General features: G+C 70.3%; 18 protein-coding genes. 11 read left to right on the forward strand and 7 right to left on the reverse strand.

Annotated features, from left to right (window positions below; translation table 11 throughout):
* The first annotated feature begins 127 nt into the window (after positions 1 to 127).
* From ACIBL4_RS15935 to ACIBL4_RS15945, 3 genes are all read left to right on the forward strand, one after another.
* A complete protein-coding gene (locus ACIBL4_RS15935) occupies positions 128 to 547 on the forward strand; it encodes a phage holin family protein (protein WP_399410297.1) in 420 nt (139 codons plus the stop codon).
* Positions 544 to 918: a DUF3618 domain-containing protein gene (locus tag ACIBL4_RS15940; protein ID WP_399410299.1), complete on the forward strand. Its 375-nt coding sequence runs from the start codon at positions 544 to 546 to the stop codon at positions 916 to 918. The genes ACIBL4_RS15935 and ACIBL4_RS15940 overlap by 4 nt, the downstream gene beginning before the upstream one ends.
* Positions 919 to 1293: 375 nt before the next feature.
* Positions 1294 to 1980: an antibiotic biosynthesis monooxygenase gene (locus ACIBL4_RS15945; RefSeq protein WP_399410301.1), complete on the forward strand. Its 687-nt coding sequence runs from the start codon at positions 1294 to 1296 to the stop codon at positions 1978 to 1980.
* A 42-nt stretch (positions 1981 to 2022) separates the two neighbouring features.
* Here ACIBL4_RS15945 and ACIBL4_RS15950 read toward each other — a convergent pair whose 3' ends face one another.
* A complete protein-coding gene (locus tag ACIBL4_RS15950; protein WP_399410303.1) occupies positions 2023 to 3852 on the reverse strand; it encodes an endonuclease/exonuclease/phosphatase family protein in 1830 nt (609 codons plus the stop codon).
* Positions 3853 to 4158: 306 nt separating this feature from the next.
* Between ACIBL4_RS15950 and ACIBL4_RS15955 the strand changes: the two genes are divergently transcribed.
* The 8 genes from ACIBL4_RS15955 to ACIBL4_RS15990 all read left to right on the forward strand — a co-directional run bounded on the left by ACIBL4_RS15955 (position 4159) and on the right by ACIBL4_RS15990 (position 12715).
* Entirely contained in the window at positions 4159 to 5577 is a 1419-nt protein-coding gene (locus ACIBL4_RS15955; RefSeq protein ID WP_399410305.1) for a hypothetical protein, read from the forward strand.
* 180 nt (positions 5578 to 5757) lie between these two features.
* Positions 5758 to 7200: an alkaline phosphatase PhoX gene (locus ACIBL4_RS15960; RefSeq protein WP_399410307.1), complete on the forward strand. Its 1443-nt coding sequence runs from the start codon at positions 5758 to 5760 to the stop codon at positions 7198 to 7200.
* Positions 7201 to 7278: 78 nt separating this feature from the next.
* Complete coding sequence (locus ACIBL4_RS15965; protein ID WP_399410309.1) at positions 7279 to 8466, forward strand: LAGLIDADG family homing endonuclease; 1188 nt, start codon at positions 7279 to 7281, stop codon at positions 8464 to 8466.
* Between the two features lie 91 nt (positions 8467 to 8557).
* Positions 8558 to 9199: a GntR family transcriptional regulator gene (locus ACIBL4_RS15970; RefSeq protein ID WP_399410311.1), complete on the forward strand. Its 642-nt coding sequence runs from the start codon at positions 8558 to 8560 to the stop codon at positions 9197 to 9199.
* A gap of 37 nt (positions 9200 to 9236) precedes the next feature.
* Entirely contained in the window at positions 9237 to 10286 is a 1050-nt protein-coding gene (locus tag ACIBL4_RS15975; RefSeq protein ID WP_399410313.1) for a 1-aminocyclopropane-1-carboxylate deaminase, read from the forward strand.
* Positions 10287 to 10494: 208 nt separating this feature from the next.
* A complete protein-coding gene (locus tag ACIBL4_RS15980) occupies positions 10495 to 10899 on the forward strand; it encodes a VOC family protein (RefSeq protein WP_399410315.1) in 405 nt (134 codons plus the stop codon).
* A 57-nt stretch (positions 10900 to 10956) separates the two neighbouring features.
* Positions 10957 to 11994: a LacI family DNA-binding transcriptional regulator gene (locus tag ACIBL4_RS15985; RefSeq protein WP_399410317.1), complete on the forward strand. Its 1038-nt coding sequence runs from the start codon at positions 10957 to 10959 to the stop codon at positions 11992 to 11994.
* A 145-nt stretch (positions 11995 to 12139) separates the two neighbouring features.
* Entirely contained in the window at positions 12140 to 12715 is a 576-nt protein-coding gene (locus ACIBL4_RS15990) for a TetR/AcrR family transcriptional regulator (protein WP_399410319.1), read from the forward strand.
* 62 nt (positions 12716 to 12777) lie between these two features.
* On the opposite strand, the gene ACIBL4_RS15995 is transcribed toward ACIBL4_RS15990, so the two are convergent.
* The 6 genes from ACIBL4_RS15995 to ACIBL4_RS16020 form a co-directional block, all read right to left on the reverse strand.
* On the reverse strand, positions 12778 to 13989 hold the full coding sequence (locus tag ACIBL4_RS15995; RefSeq protein WP_399410598.1) for a TerD family protein: 1212 nt from the start codon (positions 13987 to 13989) through the stop codon (positions 12778 to 12780).
* Between the two features lie 64 nt (positions 13990 to 14053).
* Positions 14054 to 14275, reverse strand: coding sequence for a hypothetical protein (locus ACIBL4_RS16000; RefSeq protein WP_306968023.1), 222 nt, complete (start codon positions 14273 to 14275; stop codon positions 14054 to 14056).
* Positions 14276 to 14349: 74 nt separating this feature from the next.
* Complete coding sequence (locus ACIBL4_RS16005) at positions 14350 to 15339, reverse strand: zinc-dependent alcohol dehydrogenase family protein (RefSeq protein ID WP_399410322.1); 990 nt, start codon at positions 15337 to 15339, stop codon at positions 14350 to 14352.
* The gene (locus ACIBL4_RS16010; RefSeq protein WP_399410324.1) at positions 15336 to 16187 is read right to left on the reverse strand and encodes a carbohydrate ABC transporter permease; all 852 of its coding nucleotides are present in this window, start codon (positions 16185 to 16187) and stop codon (positions 15336 to 15338) included. Before ACIBL4_RS16010 ends, ACIBL4_RS16005 begins: the two co-directional genes overlap by 4 nt.
* Complete coding sequence (locus ACIBL4_RS16015; protein WP_399410326.1) at positions 16184 to 17125, reverse strand: carbohydrate ABC transporter permease; 942 nt, start codon at positions 17123 to 17125, stop codon at positions 16184 to 16186. Before ACIBL4_RS16015 ends, ACIBL4_RS16010 begins: the two co-directional genes overlap by 4 nt.
* A complete protein-coding gene (locus tag ACIBL4_RS16020) occupies positions 17122 to 18495 on the reverse strand; it encodes an ABC transporter substrate-binding protein (protein WP_399410328.1) in 1374 nt (457 codons plus the stop codon). Before ACIBL4_RS16020 ends, ACIBL4_RS16015 begins: the two co-directional genes overlap by 4 nt.
* Positions 18496 to 18558 lie beyond the last annotated feature (63 nt).

Genomic DNA, 18558 nt, shown 5'->3' on the forward strand with positions numbered 1-18558 from the left:
TCAGTGGTGGCACAGCAGGGGTGGCGCCGCAGGGCCGGCGCTGCAGGGCCGGCCCTGCAGGGGGAAGGGGTAGCGGGTGGCCGGCCGGGTACTCGGGGGTTCCTACGTCGAGAGGAGGCGGAACACCGTGACCGGGACCATCGATCATCGGGCCGTGCACGACGAGCGCCACTCCGTGGGCGAGCTCGTCTCACAGGCCGCGGAGCAGCTCTCCCGGCTCGTGCGGCAGGAAGTGGCTCTGGCGAAGGAGGAACTGGCCGAGAAGGGGCGGCGTGCGGGGCGCGGTGGTGGGCTGCTCGGTGCGGCGGGTGCCGTCGCCTACGCCGGGCTGCTCGCGCTGGCCGGGACGGGGGTCGCCGCCCTCTCGCTGGTGCTGCCCGTCTGGGCCGCTGCGCTCATCGTGACGGGGGTGCTGTTCGTGATCGCGGCCGTGCTGGGCGCTGCCGGCCGGGCGCAGTTGCGCCGGGCAACGCCTCCCACGCCCCAGGAGGCGCTCGGCAGTGTCAAGGCGGACGTGGAGGAGATCAGGGAAAGGGCGCATCGATGACGGACGCGACGGGCGCGACAGGCGCGACGGGCGGAGCCAAGGGGCCCGATGAGCTGCGGCAGCAGATCGAGCGGACCCGTGGTGAGCTCGGGAACACGGTGGAAGAGCTGGCGGGGAAGGCGGATGTGAAGGGGCGTGCGCGGGCGCGGGCGGCCGATCTCCGGGACAAGGCCGGGGCGATGACGGTGCAGTTGCGGAGCAGCGCCGCGCAGGCCGGTCACACGGTGCACGACAAGGCGACGCATCGCAAGCCGGTGTTGGTTGCCGGGGCGGCTGCGGGGACTGTGGGGGCCGTGGTGGTGACTGTCGGGGTGCTGCGACGCCGGCAGCAGGTTGCGCACGGACCTGTCTGGCGTCTCGTGCATCGCTGAGTGGGTGCGCGTAGCGCCTACTGGGATGCGGTGGGTCGGGGCCGCGCCGGGGGGTGTCCGTCCTCGGAACGGCGCGATGGGGTCCTACACCAACTAACTCCCGTTCACGCGCCAACCGCTGCGGGCGCCGTGGTTGCCTTGGCTGCGGGCAATCGTGCCTCCCCCATGCCTTAAGGGCCTGGGAGGTGCCCCCAGGCGGCACGGGTGGGCGCAGCGGCACCCCGCTTCGCCGGGCTGCGGACCCACCCGGCAGCGGCATCGACGCAGAGCACTTCCTGGAAGCGCACAGCTGCGCAGCAACCCGCTTGACCTCAAGCTTGGTCGAGGTTGAAAGGTGGGGTGTGCAGCAACCGGCGCATACGACTGGAGTGTTCCATGAGCCGTCGAACCGAGCAGCACCCCGACCCCACCGACCCCCGGATCGGTGCTCCCTTCTTCAGTACCTGGCGAGTCGGTACCCCGGAGCGGCAGCAGCAGACCGTGGAGGCGATCGCGCGGACGTGGGAGCGGCGGCCGTGGCCCGCCGGTGATCTGCTGGGGTACCACGTGTACGCGGGACACGACGGGTCCACGCTGATGCACTACTCGCAGTGGAGCGGCGAGCAGGCCTACGAGGCCTTCGTCAAGACGCATCGGCAGGAGCGGGTCGACGAGATCGACACCGCCGTGCCGGGGATCGAGCGGCTGGGGCTCGGGCGGTACCGGCGGTACCGCAGCCGGGAGCGGGCCATCGGGGATCTGCGGGTGCCGGAGCTGATCGTCACCGTGCGGATCGACTTCGAGGAAGAGGCCGGACAGCGGCGCGAGGAGTGGGTCGATCTCGTACTCAAGGCCCTGGCCGACGATCCGGAGGGGCACGCCGGGCTGATCTCCGCCCATTTCCATCTGAGTACCGACGGCGGGCACGTGCTGAACTACGCCGAGTGGGAGAGCGACCAGGCCTACGACAGGGCCTTGGCGGCGCCCGGGACCGACGCGTGGGAGCGGGTGCGGACGTACCCGGGGGTGCAGAAGGTGAGCGGGAGCCGGTATCGGCATGTCCTGGGGCTCATCCCCGGGTGAGGGGCCGGCTGGACCTTCGGGGCAGCCGGCCCCTGGCCGGGGTTACGGGCGGAAGCGCAGGACCTGCGGGTCGTGGTCGCTGATCTGGTCGTGGAACTCCGCGTTGACGTGCACGCTGTCGTACGCGAAGTCACAGTCGCGGCGGATCGACGGGCTGATCAGGATCTGGTCGAGGACCTGGCTGTTGCCCTGGTAGACGTACGAGTAACGCTCGCTCCTGGGCAGCGACTTGACCGCCGACCAGAGTTCGCCGCGGCCTTCGAGGACCTTCGTGGTCTGCGAGAACTCGAAGTCGTTGATGTCGCCCAGGGCGATGACGTCCGCGTTCTTCTGGGTGTCGAGGATGTCCTTGACGAAGGCGTTCACCAGCGTGGCTTGCCGGTGGCGCTGGGTCTCGGAGCTGCGGGCCGGCGGCTGGTACTGGGAGGTCAGGCCCTGGTCGCCGCCCTTGGAGTTGAAGTGGTTGGCGATCACGAAGACCGTGCGGCCGCGGAAGGCGAACTCGCCGGCCAGCGGCTTGCGGCTGTTCTTCCAGGCCTCGTCGGCGGGGGCGATCCGGCCGGGGCTGAGCGTCAGGTGCGCCTTGCCGCGGATCTTCGTCACGCCGGTCGCCGTCGTGGCGTCGCCGCCCGCGCGGTCCGCGAAGGAGACCCGCTCCGGGTTGAACAGGAACGCCTGGCGGATGTTGCCGCCGGGCTCACCGCCGTCCGTGTTGTCGGCCGGGTCGATCGAGCGCCAGTCGTACCTCGGGCCGCCGGCCGCGACGATCGCGTCGATCAGCTTGGTCATCGTCTGATCGGCGGCGACCGTACCGTCGTTCTTCGCGCCGTTGTTGTCCTGGATCTCCTCCAGGGACACGATGTCCGGCGACTTCAGGTTGTTCACGATCGCGGAGGCGTGCTCGGCGAAGGTGTCGTCGGCCGGGTCGAGGTTCTCGACGTTGTAGGTGGCGACCGCGAGTTCCGAGGAGCGCTGCTCGCGCGTCGTCTCGCGCTTCAGGCCCGCGGACTTGAGCGTGCCGAGTTCGCTCGCGACCAGGGTGTAGCCGCCGAACTGGTTGTAGTCCAGCGGGCCCGCCGTCGTGCCGGTGAGGGTGTCGCCGACGTTCGCCTTCGGGAAGTCCGCCGTAGCGCCGAGGGACTGGATCTGGAGGCGGCCGGAGTTCTGGGCGTCGTAGGAGCCGTAGACCGTGCCGCCGTGGCGGTTGCGGTTCTCGTGCGGCTTCACCGTCACCCAGAGTTCGGTGTACGGGTCGGTGGCGCCCACGACCCGGGTGTCGGTGACGCGGACGGTCATGCCCTCCAGCGCCTCGTAGTGGTCGAGGGCGTACGCCGAGGGCTTGAGGGGGAGGGCGTTGATCGAGCCGTTCGCCGTGGTGTCCCCGGCCGGCGCGTAGGCGGCGGGGACGGACTTCGCGTCGATCGTGGTGGCGGCGGGGAGCTGGTTGCCGCTGGAGACGACCGTGGTCGTCGGCTTGGTGATCTCCGTCAGGGACTGGTTGCCGGAGGCGGTGCCGCCGGGGACGTACTCCGAGACCGTGCCGCTGACCGTGACGGAGTCACCGACGGCGACCCCCTTCGGAGCGGAGCTGGTGAAGACGAAGACGCCCTCGCTGGTCGCCGGGTCGGCGTCCGGGTTCGGGTCCTGGATCCAGAAGCCGCGGGACGAGCCGTAGGTCCGGATGCCGGTGACGATTCCGGCCACGTCCGTGACCTGCTGGCCGGCGTACGGCGATATCCGGGTGCTGCCCTGGATGTCGTGGATGCGGACCGAGTCCGCGTGGGCGGGTGTGGTGAGGACGATCGTGGATGCCGCGGAACACACGGCGGCGACGGTGAGCGCGGCGAGGCGCGCGGACGACTTGCTCGGCAACGGGAATCCCTCCGGGGACGTGACAGGGCGCCGGGACGAGGGTGAAGCGTGGACTGTCTGCCGCTACCTGTGGGGCGGGCGGTGTGACGCGCGTAGAAGACGATGGACCGGCAGGCCTGTGGGGCTGGCCCGGTGAACAAGTGTCCGCAGACTTCTACGCGCGTCAATCTCCAGCCTGCTCAGGGCACTTGTCAAGGTTTCGGCCATGTACAACCCCTGACGGGGACATGAAGTAGGCGGCATGGGTGTAAATCCGTCTAGGCTGAGCGGCTGAGTCGTATGAGGCGCCGCTAGGAGAAACAGCCGATGTCAGACAGCTCCCCCCTGCCGCCGGTGCGGCTGACGTCCGAAGCGGAGCTGGCGCGCGACGCGCTGTCCACGCCGTTGCTGTCCCGTGCCGCCCGGCTGGCCCGCTGGGCCGGACCGCAGACCCGGGTCGACGCCGGAGGAGGGCTCGTCGACGAGCAGTTGCCCGCGGCCGCCGAGGTGCTCGGTCTGAGCGGGGACGACGCCGCCGCCGACGCCAGCGAGGCATGGCGGGTGGCCGTGGACACCGGGCTCGTCGAGATCGTCGACGAGGAGGAGGGCACCGTCACGGCGGGCGAGGACCTCGCGCTGCTCACCGGCGGTTCGCCGCAGGACGTGCTCGCGGTGTGGCTCGCGGCCCTGGAGACGGTGCTCGCCGACGCGAGCGTGCCCGACCTGGACGGTCTCGTGGCCGAGGACGGCGAGGTCGACCTCTCCGCCCTCGACTGGGATCCGGAGGCCGAGGCCGAGTTCCTCGACGGCGTGCTCGGCAACCTCTACGTGCTGACCGCCGGCGAGGACACGCCCGCCGAGGCGCCCGTGCCGCTGCCCGCGCTGGCCGCGTCGGTGATCGTGCCCAGCGACATGGGCGAGCCGACCAACGACGTCCTTGAGCAGGTGTCCGACGCGATGATGCGGCTGGACAACCAGTTCCGGATGCTGGAGCCGGTGGGCCTCGTGGCGTACCAGCCCGTCGACGAGGCGCTCATGGCCGAGGCCGACGAGGAGCCCGCGGCGCCCGTAGACGACACCGACGTCTCCCGGTACGGCATGGTCCGGCTCACCCCGCTCGGGCTGTACGGCCTGCGGGCCCGGCTGCTGGAGGCCGGGTTCGAGGCGCCGGCCGTCGGGGACCTCGCGGACAAGGGAGCCGACGCGCTGCTTGACGGCACGGCGGCGTTCCCGCCCGGTGCCGCGCAGGCCGAGACGGAGCAGTGGCTCCAGCGGCGGGAATCGCTCGACGCGGCCAGGGAGTTGCTGGCGGCGGCCCGGGGTTCGGACGCCGGGGCGCCGCTGCGGCGGTTGCGGTGTCAGCAGGCCTTGTCGCTGGTGGGTGCTTCGGCCGAACCGGCGTTGTGGGAGGTGCTCGATGACGCCGAGCTGGGCGGGCTCGCCCGGGTGTGGCTGACCGAGCACGGTGCGGTGGATGTGCCCGCGCCGTCGGAGGCGATGGTCTATTGGCTGACCATCGATACGGTGGCCGCGCAGCTGGCTGCCGAGGGGAACTCCGAGGAGTTGCGGGCGTTGGTCGAGGGGCTTGCTCGGCAGCACGGTGGGTTTTTCGAGGCTGTGTGGCGGGTCGAGCATCCCGCTACGGCTGATGTGCTGGAGGCGATGGGGCGGTTGCATCCGGACAAGAAGGTGGCGAAGGAGGCGCGGAAGGCCGCGTTCAAGGCGCGCTCGCAGCAGGGTGGTTGAGCCTGTTTTGCGCGTGCGGGGCTGTTGTGGCTTGTCGCGCCCGCGCGGCGGAGCCGCATATGAACACAGTCCCGCGCCCCTTAGGGCGGTGTTCAACCGGCGTTCATGGATGAGCGGGACGGTGGCCGTGATCGAGGTCCGCCACCCTCCACGGCATATCCACCGTCACAGGAGACACCCATGTCGCTCACCCGCAGGGACTTCGCCAGAAACTCCGCGATCACCGGTGCCGGTGTCGCGCTGGCGGGCAGTGTCGGCGCCCTCGCCACCGCGCCCAACGCCCTCGCGTCCTACGACACCGACAGTGCGGAGGGCGCGGCGGACGCCCGGCACGGGGTCGGCTACGGGCCGCTCGTACCGGACCCCGAGGGGATCCTCGCCCTGCCCGAGGGCTTCACCTACCGCATCATCACCCACAGCGGAAAGACCAAGCTGGAGTCCGGCGAGTTCACGCCGTCCAACCACGACGGCACCGCCACCTTCGACGGCCCCCGCGGCACCACCCTGCTCGTCAACAACCACGAGCTGAAGGGCCCGCGCGCCAACTGGAAGTACCCGGTGCCGCTCACCGAGGGCCTCGTCTACGACCCGGCCGCGGCGGGCGGTTGCACGGTCGTCGAGATACGCCCCGACGGACGGGTCGCCGAGTGGGTGGGCATCGCCGGTACCTCCACCAACTGCGCGGGCGGCCGCACGCCCTGGGGCACCTGGCTCACCTGTGAGGAGAACTCCGACAGGGCCGGCGTCAACGGCATGACCAAGGACCACGGCTACGTGCTCGAGGTCGACCCGAGCGACCGGCGCGCCAACCGGAACCCCAAGCCGCTGAAGTTCTTCGGCCGCTACGACCACGAGGCCGTGGTCATCGACCCCAAGCGCGGCCACGCCTACCTCACCGAGGACGCCGCCGGCCCCAACGGTCTCTTCTTCCGCTGGACCCCGCCCAAGGGATTCGCGTACGGCCCCGGAAAGTTCCGCGAGCTCGCCGACGACGCCGGTGTGCTCCAGGCGCCCAAGTGCTTCGACTCGGGCGGGAAGTTCGTCGACGACCTGTCCCGCGCCACCAAGACCGGCACCGTCTACGGCGTCGACTGGGTGGACGTGCCCGACCGTGACGCCCGTACCACCCCCGTGCGCAAGCAGTTCGCCGCCGACGAGGTCACCCGCGCCCGCAAGCTGGAGGGCATGTGGTGGGGCGACGGGGGCGCCTACATCGTCTCCTCGTACGCCCGTGAGGAGAGCCCCGTCCAGCATGACGGCCAGGTCTGGTTCTACGACCCCAAGCGCCGGACGCTGACCTTGAAGGTCCTGCTCGGTGTGAACCCCGACCCCTCGAAGGACGGCGCGTTCGACGGTCCCGACAACATCACCGTCTCCCCGTACGGCGGCCTCGTCATCGCCGAGGACGGGGAAGGGGTGCAGCACCTTTTCGGGGCCACCGACAGCGGCCGGACCTACCCGATCGCCCGCAACGAGCTGAACATCGGCACCGAAGAGGAGCCGGAGTACAGCGAGTTCGCCGGTGTCACCTTCTCGCCCGACGGCCGGACCCTCTTCGCCAGCATCCAGACGCCGGGCATCCTGCTCGCCATCACCGGCCCCTGGAAGCGGCAGAAGCGGTAGAAAACCGGGGTTCCCTCGTACGGGTGAGCCTGTGCGATTGCGAGGGATGGCTGACGATGCTGGACATACGGTTTCCATATGTCCAGCTCGTATAAGCGGTGTGGCACTGCGGCCTGGAAAGGCCTGGCCGAAGGAACCCCGATCTGGCTTCCGGATGGCACGGTTGCTCCTGTAGAAGATGTCGTGGCTGCGAGGCGCTCTGTTCTCGCGTACGACAAGGAGTGGGATCTCCGCGAAGCCAGGCCCGGACGCCCCTACCCCCCGAGAGACAGCGAGGTCGGCAATCTGGTAGCCATTCGGCCGGTGCGCTGGATCGATGGTGGTGTGCAACCAGTGTTCGCTGTGACCTTCGCATCCGGTCGCGTGATTGAAGCAACGGCCACCTCTCAGTGGGCCGTTCGAAGCCGTGAGGGCTCACGACGTCCGACTTGGAAGCCCACTGCCTGCCTGCTGCCGGGATGCGCGGCTCCTGCGCCGCTCACGGCTGGCCTCTTCGGAACGTTTGGTGATGAGTGGGATGGATGGTTCGTCGGGTCAATGCTCGGAGACGGCAACATGACCGGTCGTACCCCGACATGGGTTGGCCACGACGATGGAACGCTCCAACAGATCCGCGACTACGCGGCCAAGCATGGATGCCACGCCAACGTGGAGGACAACGGCACTTGGTTGCGTGTACGCCTCGTGGATCCGGAATGGCATTGCAACGCGCTTCGCGACCTGCTGATTGAGTATCGAGTGTGGGGGCTCAAAGGTGAAGGCAAGCGATTGGCTGCTCTTCCATACAGCCGTGAGTTTTCCTGTGGCCTAGTCGCGGGACTTATCGACAGTGACGGCTCGGTGGAGAGGCGGCAGGTGGAATTCGCCAACATTTCTGAGGAGCTTGTCCGCCAGCTTGGGGATGTCTTGCTGCGGCTCGGTATCCAGAGCAGTATCAGCAGCAAGAAGAACAATCAGAGTGACAAGCCGTTGTGGCGGCTTCGAGTGGCCGATGGCCGTTCAGTGACGCAGTTGTGTGAAGTGGTACGGCTTCGGGCAGATCACAAGGCGGCAGCGCTGGCTTCACTGGCCACGCGCAGCCTTGCTTCTCGCCGCTCCGCCGTTGGCCGCCGCGGATATGCGGAATCCATCGTGTGGGATCGCATTACTGCCATCGCGCCGGTCGGGGTCAAAAGGACCTACTGCGTCGATGTTGCGCCATCCCGCCTATGGGTCGCGAACGGTGTCGTGACCGGATGCGGTACCGCACCGTCCAAGGGACCATAGGTGTCCCGTGCGGCTGTGACCGCAAAGTGAACGGACGCGGTGCCGTCCTCCGCCTTGCCTGGCCCTCCATTGACATCTAACATTTTAGTTCATGGAGGCCATTCGGCCCGTGTCCCGGACCCTGCTCAGGGACCGGGCGTACGAGGCGATCCGGGACGCCATCGTGGCCGGGGAGATCGAACCCGGTGCGGTGGTGCGGGACGCCGAGCTCGCGGAGCGGCTGGGGCTGTCCCGGGCGCCGGTGCGGGAGGCGTTCTCCCGGCTCGTGGACGAGGGGCTGCTGGAGAGCAAGCCGCAGAGCTACACCCGGGTGACCCCGCTCGTGGCCTCCGACGTCAGGGACGCCGCCGCCGTGGTCGGCGCCATGCACGAGCTCGTGACGCGGATCGCCGTGCCCCGGCTGGGTGCCGCGGACATCGAGGCGATGCGCGCCGCCAACCAGCGGTTCGCCGCTGCAGTCGGCACCGCAGACGTGGACGGGGCCCTGCGCGCCGACGACGCGCTGCACGACGTCCTCGTCCGGGTGAGCGGCAACCGCGCCGCCGCCGCGACCGTCGCCCGCTACACCCCGCTCATCCGCCGTCTGGAGCGACAGCGCTTCGGCGAGGGCGGCAGCTGCCGTTCGGCCGGGCTGCACGAGCGGCTGATCGAGGCCTGCGCGGCCCGTGACGTGGCCGAGGCGGTCCGCGTCACGGCGGAGATCTGGCGCGGGCTCGAAGAGCTCGCCGACTGAGACCGATCGCCATCCCGTCCCGACCCCGGGAGGACCCATGTCCCTTTCGCCGTCCCCTTCTTCGTCTTCCTCGTCCCTCGCCTCGTACGAGCGTTACCCCCTGCTCTTCGGGCCCTCGCCCGTCCATCCCCTGGAGCGGCTGACCGCGCACCTCGGTGGCGCCGCCCTCTGGGCCAAGCGCGAGGACTGCAACTCCGGTGTCGCCTACGGCGGCAACAAGACCCGCAAGCTGGAGTACCTGGTCGCCGACGCGCTCTCGAAGGGCTGCGACACGCTCGTGTCGATCGGCGGAGTGCAGTCCAACCACACCCGGCAGGTCGCGGCGGTCGCCGCCCGGGCCGGGCTCAAGTGCGTGCTGGTGCAGGAGAGTTGGGTGGACTGGCCCGACGCCGTGTACGACAAGGTCGGCAACATCCTGCTCAGCCGCCTCGCCGGCGCCGACGTACGGCTGGTGAAGGCCGGGTTCGGGATCGGGTTCAAGGAGAGCTGGGAGCAGGCGCTCAGGGAGGTCGAGGAGGCGGGCGGCAAGCCGTACGCCATTCCGGCCGGCGCCTCCGACCATCCGCTCGGCGGCCTGGGTTTCGCCGGGTGGGCGTACGAGGTCGCCGAGCAGGAGCGTGAGCTGGGTGTCTTCTTCGACACCGTGGTCGTGTGCTCGGTGACCGGCTCCACCCAGGCCGGCATGGTCGCCGGGTTCGCCGCGCTGGAGGAGGCGGGCGGGCGGCCCCGGCGCGTGCTCGGCATCGACGCCTCGGCGAAACCCGCCGCGACCCGTGGCCAGGTCGCCCGGATCGCGCACAACACCGGGCGGCTCATCGGCCTCAAGCGTGAGGTGACGGAGTCCGACGTCGAACTCGACGAGCGGTACCACGCGGGCACATACGGCATCCCCGACGAGTCCACCCTGGCGGCGATGCGGCTCGCGGCCCGGACGGAGGGGATGGTCACCGACCCCGTCTACGAGGGGAAGTCCATGGCCGGGCTGATCGACCTGGTCTCCCGGGGCGAGATCGGTTGCGACTCCACGGTCCTCTATGCCCACCTGGGCGGACAGCCGGCGCTGAACGCGTACAGCGCGCTGTTCTGAGCAGTGACTGTGAGAACCCCGTCGTAGCGCTGCGCCGGGCTTCTCGTCTGCCGGGTCGCGGTGGTGGAAGGCTGCGGGTGCGTCGTGGTCGTTCGCGCAGTTCCCCGCGCCCCTGACGGGGCGCGGCCGGCCTCCTCCCGGCCGCGCGGGAATCACCCGGCCGGCACGTGGGTTGTCAGCGGTTGACCGAGCCCCCGGAGGAGCCTCCATGCCCGACGAACCAGCCGTGCGAGAACTCCGCCTGGTCGTGACCGCGGACGACTACGACGCCGCCCTGCACTTCTACCGGGACGTGCTCGGCCTGACCGAGCAGGGCGCGTTCGCCTCGGAGGACGGGCGGGTCACGATCCTGGAGGCCGGGCGGGCCACCCTGGAGCTGACCGACCCGAACCACGCCGCCTTCATCGACGAGGTGGAGGTGGGGCGGCGGGTGGCCGGACATGTCCGGGTCGCCTTCCAGGTGGACGACTCCGTCGCCGTCACGGCGAAGCTGGCCGCCGCCGGAGCCGAGGTGGTCGCCGAGCCCACCCGCACCCCCTGGAACTCCCTGAACTCCCGGCTGGAGGCCCCGGGCGCCCTCCAGCTGACGCTCTTCACCGAGCTCGACGACTGAGGGGCCCGCGCGGCCGCCCCTGCCGGGCGGGGTCCCCAGCCGGATAAAGTGCTCAGCATGTGGACCGACGATCAGCGGGCGGAGCCGGGTGCCGAGCGGCCCGAGGGCGCCCGGCGCCGGGCCACGATCCACGACGTCGCACGACTGGCCGGGGTGTCACGGCAGACGGTCTCCCGGGCGGTCAACGACAAGGGTGAGATCGACCCGGCCACCAAGGAACGGGTCCTGGAGGCGGCCCGGCTCCTGGACTACCGGCCCAGCCGTTTCGCGCGCGGACTCGTCCAGAAGGGCGCGGTGACGGCGGGCCTGGTCATCCCGGACCTGCGGAACCCCTTCTTCCCCGAGGTGGCCGCCGGGGTGCTGGAGGCGGCCGAGCAGCGCGGCTGGCAGGTGGTCGTCTGGGACTCCCGGATCGACGAGGCCAGGGAGCGGCAGGCGCTCGACGTGCTCTCCCACCAGGCGGACGCGGTCGTGGGCTACTTCAAGGACCCGGACGACGTCCTCACCAAGCACCTCGGAGGCGTGCCGCTGGTGCTGCTGGAGCGCGGCCCGCAGCAGACCCGGTTCGCGGCCGTGGGCATCGACGCCGCCACCGGAGTCGAGCAGGGCCTGAACCACCTGTTCCGCGCGGGGCACCGCAGGATCGGCATGCTGGACGGCGTGCACGGCCCCGGCCCGCGCAGGCTGGCCTTCCTGGAGCACGTGCGGCGGCTCGGACTGCCGGTCGACGAGGAGTGGGTCGTGGTGTGCCCGGAGCACAGCGTCGCCGGTGGCGAGGCCGGGATGGAACGGCTCCTGGCGGCGCGGCCCGGGATCACCGCGGTCTTCGGCTTCAACGACCTGATCGCGGTCGGGGCGATGCGCACCGCCCGCCGAAATGGCCGGAGCGTCCCGGACGATCTTGCGGTGCTGGGCTTCGACGGTCTCTCCCTGGGCGAGCTGGTGGAACCCGCCCTGACCACCCTGCACATCGACAAGCGGCAGCTGGGGCGGCTGGCCGTGGAACAGGTGGCCCGGCTGCGCGCGGAGGAGGAGCCGCTGCGGGGCGCGGACGCGTGGGTGGTGCCCGAGCTGGTGGTCCGCGCCTCCGCCTGACCCGTCACCCTCCAGGTCGCCTGGCAGATCTCAACGTCCTCTCCAACGGGCGGCGGGTGTGCGGACCTCCGGCCGCCTGCCGTTCTCGATAGGGTGCGGAGAGTGTCTCCGGTTCTTGAGTCCCCGGTTCGTGAGGAGTGGCTGCATGGCGCAGGTCAGGCCCATGCGGGCGGATGCTCGGCGCAACTACGAGCGGCTGCTGAAGGTGGCCGCCGAGGCCTTCGCCGAACACGGGGAGGGCGCGTCGCTCGACGACATCGCCAAGCGGGCCGGGGTCGGCTCGGGCACGCTGTACCGGCATTTCCCGACCCGGCACGCGCTGCTGGAGGCCGCGTACCTCGACCGCGTCGAGGCGATCGTGGCCCGGGCCGACGAACTGGCGGCCGAACTCCCGCCGGGCGAGGCGCTGGGGGAGTGGCTGTACGAACTCGGCGCCGGGATGGTCCAGATGCGCGGCCTGCGGGCGCTGCTCGGCCCGGCCGTCAAGCGGAGCGGCTCGAGGGTGGCCACGGCCTGCGGTGACTCCGTGAGGAACGCGGTGGGGCGTCTGGTCCGGGCGGCGCAGGAGGAGGGCACGCTCCGCCGAGACGTCGATCCGGTCGACGTCCTGCGACTGGCTCACGGCGTGTCGACGGCGGCGGAGCTGGCGGACGGGGAGGGCGGTCACCTCCGCCGCTATCTGACGCTGCTGATGGAGGGGCTGGGGACAGGGCGTCGCTGACCCGTCGGGTCGGACACCGGACGCCCCCCGAGCAGGGGGCGTCCGAGCCGGCGGTGCGTGCCTTACAGCGTCTGGGCCGCCGGCTTCACCATTCCCCTGACCGTGCGGGACTTCACGAAGTCGCCGATCGCCGTCATCTCCCACTCGCCGGAGAACTGGCGGATCAGCTTGGCCATCATCACGCCGGTCTGCGGCTCGGCGCTGGTGAGGTCGAAGCGGACCAGTTCCTCGCCGGTCGTGGCGTCCAGGAGGCGGCAGTAGGCCTTGGCGACCTCCGTGAACTTCTGGCCGGAGAAGGAGTTGACCGTGAAGACCAGGCCGGTGACCTCCTGCGGGAGGCGGCCGAGGTCGACCACGATCACCTCGTCGTCACCGCCGCCCTCACCCGTGAGGTTGTCGCCGGAGTGCTTGATCGCGCCGCCGACGATGGACAGCTTGCCGAAGTAGCAGCTGTCGATGTGGTTGCGCTGCGGGCCGTAGGCGATGACCGAGGCGTCCAGGTCGATGTCCTTGCCCCGGTACGCCGGCTCCCAGCCGAGGCCCATCTTGACCTGGGAGAGCAGGGGGCGGCCGCCCTTGATCAGGGAGACGGTCTGGTTCTTCTGGAGGCTGACGCGGCCCTTGTCGAGGTTGCTCTTCCCGGCGCCGGGGGCGGGCGGCGGAGGTGTGGCCGGAGCCGGGGGCGCCGCCGGCGTGGTGACGGGCGGGGCCGGGGGAGCCACCGGCGGCTGCATCGCCGCCGGCGGCGGGGTCGCCGGCTGGGCCGGGGCTGCCGCGGCCGGTTCCTCCACCGTGACTCCGAAGTCCGTGGCGATGCCCGCGAGGCCGTTGGCGTAGCCCTGGCCGACGGCCCGGGCCTTCCACTGGCCGTTGCGCAGGTAGATCTCCACGATCACCAGCGCCGTCTCGTCACCGAGCTGCGGGGGCGTGAAGGACGCCAGGACGGAGTTGTCGTCCGCGTTGCGGATCGTGGCCGTCGGTTCGATGCCCCGGAAGGTCTGGCCCGCGGCGTCCGGGCTGGCCGTGACGACGATCTTCTCGATGCCGGGCGGCACGGCCGCTGTGTCGACCACGATCGCGTCGGGCGCGGTACCGCCGCCCGAGCGGTACGTCACGCCCGCGCCCGAAGGCTGGTTGTAGAAGATGAAGTCGTCGTCGGAGCGCACCTTGCCGTCGGCGGTGAGCAGCAGGCCCGATACGTCGAGCCGCACCGGGGCGGCGACGTCCACCGTCACGCGGGCGGCGGACAGGGGGATGTTCGAGCCGGGGGTCATAGCTGTCATGCCGGGTGAACGAGCGAGGCGGTTTTGCCGTTCCCTTACCTTGCCGCCAATCGGGTCAGCGGCGATTGCGGGGGTGGTCCCGGGCCGTGCGTTCGTTGCCCCGCTTGTAGTTGCCGGTCCAGCGGGCCATGACGAGCTGCGGGTCGGAGGTCTCCACCTCGGCGAGGAACTGGGCGGCCCGGGGGCCGTTCAGGGTGGTGGCGGGGCGGCCGTGGTGGGTGATGCGGACGGTTCCGCCCGCGTGCTGCTCGTAAGCGAATCCGTGGGGTCGTGGCATGCCGTGAGCGTACGGGGGCGGGGGCAGGCGCCCCAGCGAATTTCGCCTGCCCCCGCCCGCAGCGGTCCGCCGCCCTACGGCACGACCACGATCTTGCGGCCGACCCCTGACGCGAACTGCTCCAGCGCCTGCGGGTACCGCTCCAGCGGGATGCGGTCGCTGATGAAGACGTCGGGGTCGAGGACACCGTTCGCGAAGAGTTCCGCCGCGCGCTCGAAGCTGTGCAGCACCGCCATCGAGCCGGTGATGGTGATCTCCTGGTTGTAGATGCGGTACGGGTCGATCGTCACGCGGGTCGCGTAGTCGGCCACGCCGAACTGGAGGAACGTGCCGGCCTTCGCCACCCGGTCCAGACCGTCCTGGATCGCCGCCGCGTTGCCCGTGGCGTCGACGACCAGGTCCCAGCCCTGCGGGCGGTCGAGTTCGTCCGGGCTCGCGGCCGACGCCGAGACGCCGAGGCGGCGGGCCGTCTCCAGGCGGGCCGGGTTCACGTCGACGACATCCACGCTCGCCGCGCCCGTGCGCTTGGCCAGCTCCAGCATCATCAGGCCCATCGTGCCGGAGCCGTAGATCAGGACGTGCGCGCCGAGGCGGGAGCGGAGCACGTCGTAGCCGCGTACCGCGCAGGACAGGGGCTCCACCAGGGCCGCGTCCTGGGTGCGGACGTGGTCGGGGAGCTTCACGCAGTTCGCCACCGGGGCGAGCGCGTACTTCGCCGCGCCTCCGGCCGTCGTGACGCCGATCGCCGCCCAGCGTTCGCAGAGGTTGTTGTGGCCGGTGCGGCAGTAGCGGCACTCGTAGCAGTAGAGGGAGGGGTCGACCGCGACCCTGTCGCCCACCGACAGTTCCGTGACCTGGGTGCCGACCCCGACCACCTCGCCCGCGAACTCGTGCCCGGGCACGATCGGCAGCTCGGGGGCGAACTCGCCCTGGAGGATGTGCAGGTCCGTGCCGCACAGCCCGCAGGCCGCGACCTCGACGACGACCTCGCGCGGCCCTGGCGTCGGGTCCGGGACCTCGGCGACGACGGCCTTGCCCACGGACTCGATGACGGCGGCCTTCATTTGACGGCTCCCAACGACAGGCCCTGGACCAGCTTGTCCTGGGCGGCGAACCCCGCGGCGAGCACCGGCAGGGAGATGACGAGCGACGCGGCGCACACCTTCGCCAGGAACAGGCCCTGGCTGGTGATGAAGCCGGTCAGGAAGACGGGGGCGGTCTCGGCGACCACACCCGTGAGCACCCGGGCGAACAGCAGCTCGTTCCAGCTGAAGATGAAGCAGATCAGGGCGGTGGCGGCGATGCCGGGGAGGGAGATCGGGGCGACCACGCGCGCGAGGATCGTGGGCAGCCGGGCCCCGTCCACCTTCGCCGCCTCGATCACCGCGACCGGGATCTCGGCGAGGAACGACTGCATCATCCACACCGCGATCGGCAGGTTCATGGAGGTGTAGAGGATGACCAGCAGCCAGATGTTGTCGAGCATCCCGGCGTTCTTGGCGAAGAGGTAGATCGGGAGCAGGCCCGCGACCGCCGGCAGCATCTTGGTGGAGAGGAAGAAGAACAGCACGTCCGTCCACTTGCGGACGCGGTTGATCGACAGCGCGTACGCCGCCGGGAAGGCCAGCAGCAGGACCAGCAGGGTCGAGGCCACGGACGCGACGGTGGAGTTGATCAGCGCCGGCCAGGGGCTCGCGCCGCCGCCCGCGCCGAAGAACTCGCGGTAGCCGTCCAGGGTCAGGGCGGCGGCGAAGGACGGCGGGTTGGTCGCCGCGTCCTGCTCGGAGTGGAAGGACGTCAGTGCCATCCACGCGATGGGCAGGAAGAAAGCGATGCCGAGCAGCCAGGCCAGCAGGCCGAGGCCCGCACCCTTGCCTCGGACACGGCTCACACGCAGGGCGTTCGTGCTCATGCGCCGGACACCTCCTCGCGGAACAGGGACGACACCACGCGCAGGGCGAAGGTCGCGATGATGATCGAGCCGATGACCACCAGGACGCCCGCGGCCGAGGCGAGGCCATTCTCGTGGGCCTGGTAGAAGCTCTGGTAGACGGTGTAGGGGAGGTTGGCGGTGCCCAGGCCGCCGGACGTGATCGTGAAGACGGCGTCGAAGTTCTGGACGATGTAGATCGAGCCCAGCAGGGCGCCCAGTTCGAGGTAGCGGCGCAGATGCGGGAGCGTCAGGTGGACGAAGATCTGCCAGTCGCTCGCGCCGTCGACCCGGGCCGCCTCGATCTGCTGGTGGTCACGGCTCTGCAGGCCGGCCAGCAGGATCAGCATCATGAACGGCGTCCACTGCCAGACGAGCGACGCCTCGACCGCGAGCAGCGGGGTGTTGGAGATCCAGTCGGGCTGTGGGCCGCCCACATAGTGCAACAACCCGTTGAACAGGCCGTATTCGGGGTTGTAGAGCACATGCTTCCAGAGCAGGGCCGCCGCGACCGGTACCACCAGGAAGGGTGCGATCAGCAGCGTCCGTACGATGCCCCGGCCGCGGAACTTCCGGTCCAGGAGCAGGGCGAGCACGAGTCCCAGCACCAGGCTGGCCAGGACCACCGCCACCGTCAGCAGGACGGTCGTCCACACCGACTGGCGCAGGTCCGCGTCGGTGAGGACCTCCTGGTAGTTGCCGAGGCCCGTGAAGTGCCGGGCGTCGGGATAGAGGGAGTTCCAGTCGAAGAAGGAGATCACCAGCGTGGCCACGAAGGGCAGCTGGGTGACGACGATCATGAAGATCAGGGCGGGGAGCAGCGGGGCGCGGGTGGCCCAGGCACGCAGGCGGGCGGAGGGCCGGCGGACCGGGGTGCGCGTCTCGGGAGCGGCCACGGGGGCCGTGGTCATGGCGGTCATCGTCCCTCGTACTCCTCGGAGATCTTCTCGGCGAGCGCCTGCGACTTCTTCAGGGCCGACTCGACTGACTGGCGTCCGGCGATGGCCGCGCTGATCTCCTGCGAGACCTTGGTGCCGAGGTCGGTGAACTCGGGGATGCCGACGAACTGGATGCCGGGCGCGGGCCGCGGCTGCACGCCGGGATCGTTCGGCCGGGCCCCCTCGATGGCCTCCTTGGTCATCTCCTGGAAGGCGGCGGCCTCCTTGCGGTAGTCGGCGTTGGCGTACGTCGACGCCCGCTTGCCGGCGGGCACGTTGGACCAGCCGATCTGGTCGCCGACCAGTTGCTCGTACTTCTTGCCGGACGCCCAGGAGACGAATTTCCAGGCGTCGTCGGAGTTGCGGGAGGCCTTCTGGATGCCCCAGGCCCAGGTGTAGAGCCAGCCGGAGGACTTCGTCTTCTCCACGGGGGCGGGGGCGTAGCCGACCTTGCCCTTGACCGGGGAGTTCGCCGTCTCCAGGGATCCGGCCGCGGAGGTGGCGTCGTACCACATGGCGACCTTGCCCTGGGTCATGTTGTTCAGGCACTCGGCGAAGCCGGACTGGGCGGCGCCGGACTCGCCGTGCTCGCGGACCAGGTCGACATAGAACTTCGTCGCCTTCTCGAACTCGGGGGAGTCGAGCCGCGCCTTCCAGTCCTTGTCGAACCAGGTGCCGCCGAAGGTGTTCACGACGGTGGTCAGGGGGGCCATCACCTCGCCCCAGCCGGGCAGTCCGCGCAGGCAGATGCCCTTCATGCCCGGTTCGGCGCCGTCCGCCTTCGCCGCGAGGTCCGCCACCTGCTGCCAGGTGGGGTGCGCGGGCATCGTCAGGCCCTTCTTCCGGAACACGTCCTTGCGGTACATCAGGAACGACGACTCGCCGTAGAAGGGCTGGCCGTAGAGCTTGCCGTCGTCGCCGGTGAGGGACTGGCGCATCGGCTTCAGGACGTCCTGCTCGTCGTAGGCCGGGTCCTTGGCCAGATAGCCGTTCATCTCGTGCAGCCAGCCGTTGCGGGCATAGATCGGGATCTCGTAGTTGGACAGCGTGGCGACGTCGTACTGGCCGGCCTGGTTGGCGAAGTCCTGGCTGATCTTGTCGCGGACGTCGTTCTCGGGCAGGACGGTGAAGTTGACCTTGATGCCGGTCTCTTTGGTGAAGTGGGCGCGGGTGAGCTTCTGGAGCTCGACCATCTGGGGGTTGTTGACCATCAGGACGTTGATGGCGTCACCGCCGGATCCGGCCCCGCCCGCGCCGACCCAGCAGCCGGAGAGCAGCGGGGCGAGCAGCGTCCCTGCGGCGGCCATGGCGAGCGTGGCTCGCGGTGGCCGTCGTCGGCTCTGGGTTCGCATGGATCGCTCCTGGATGTATGGGGAGATAAGGGGCATCGCAGGGCGTGAAGGTGCCCTGTGGGA

Source organism: Streptomyces sp. NPDC050416 (assembly GCF_044458845.1).
In the GTDB taxonomy this organism is placed as follows: domain Bacteria; phylum Actinomycetota; class Actinomycetes; order Streptomycetales; family Streptomycetaceae; genus Streptomyces.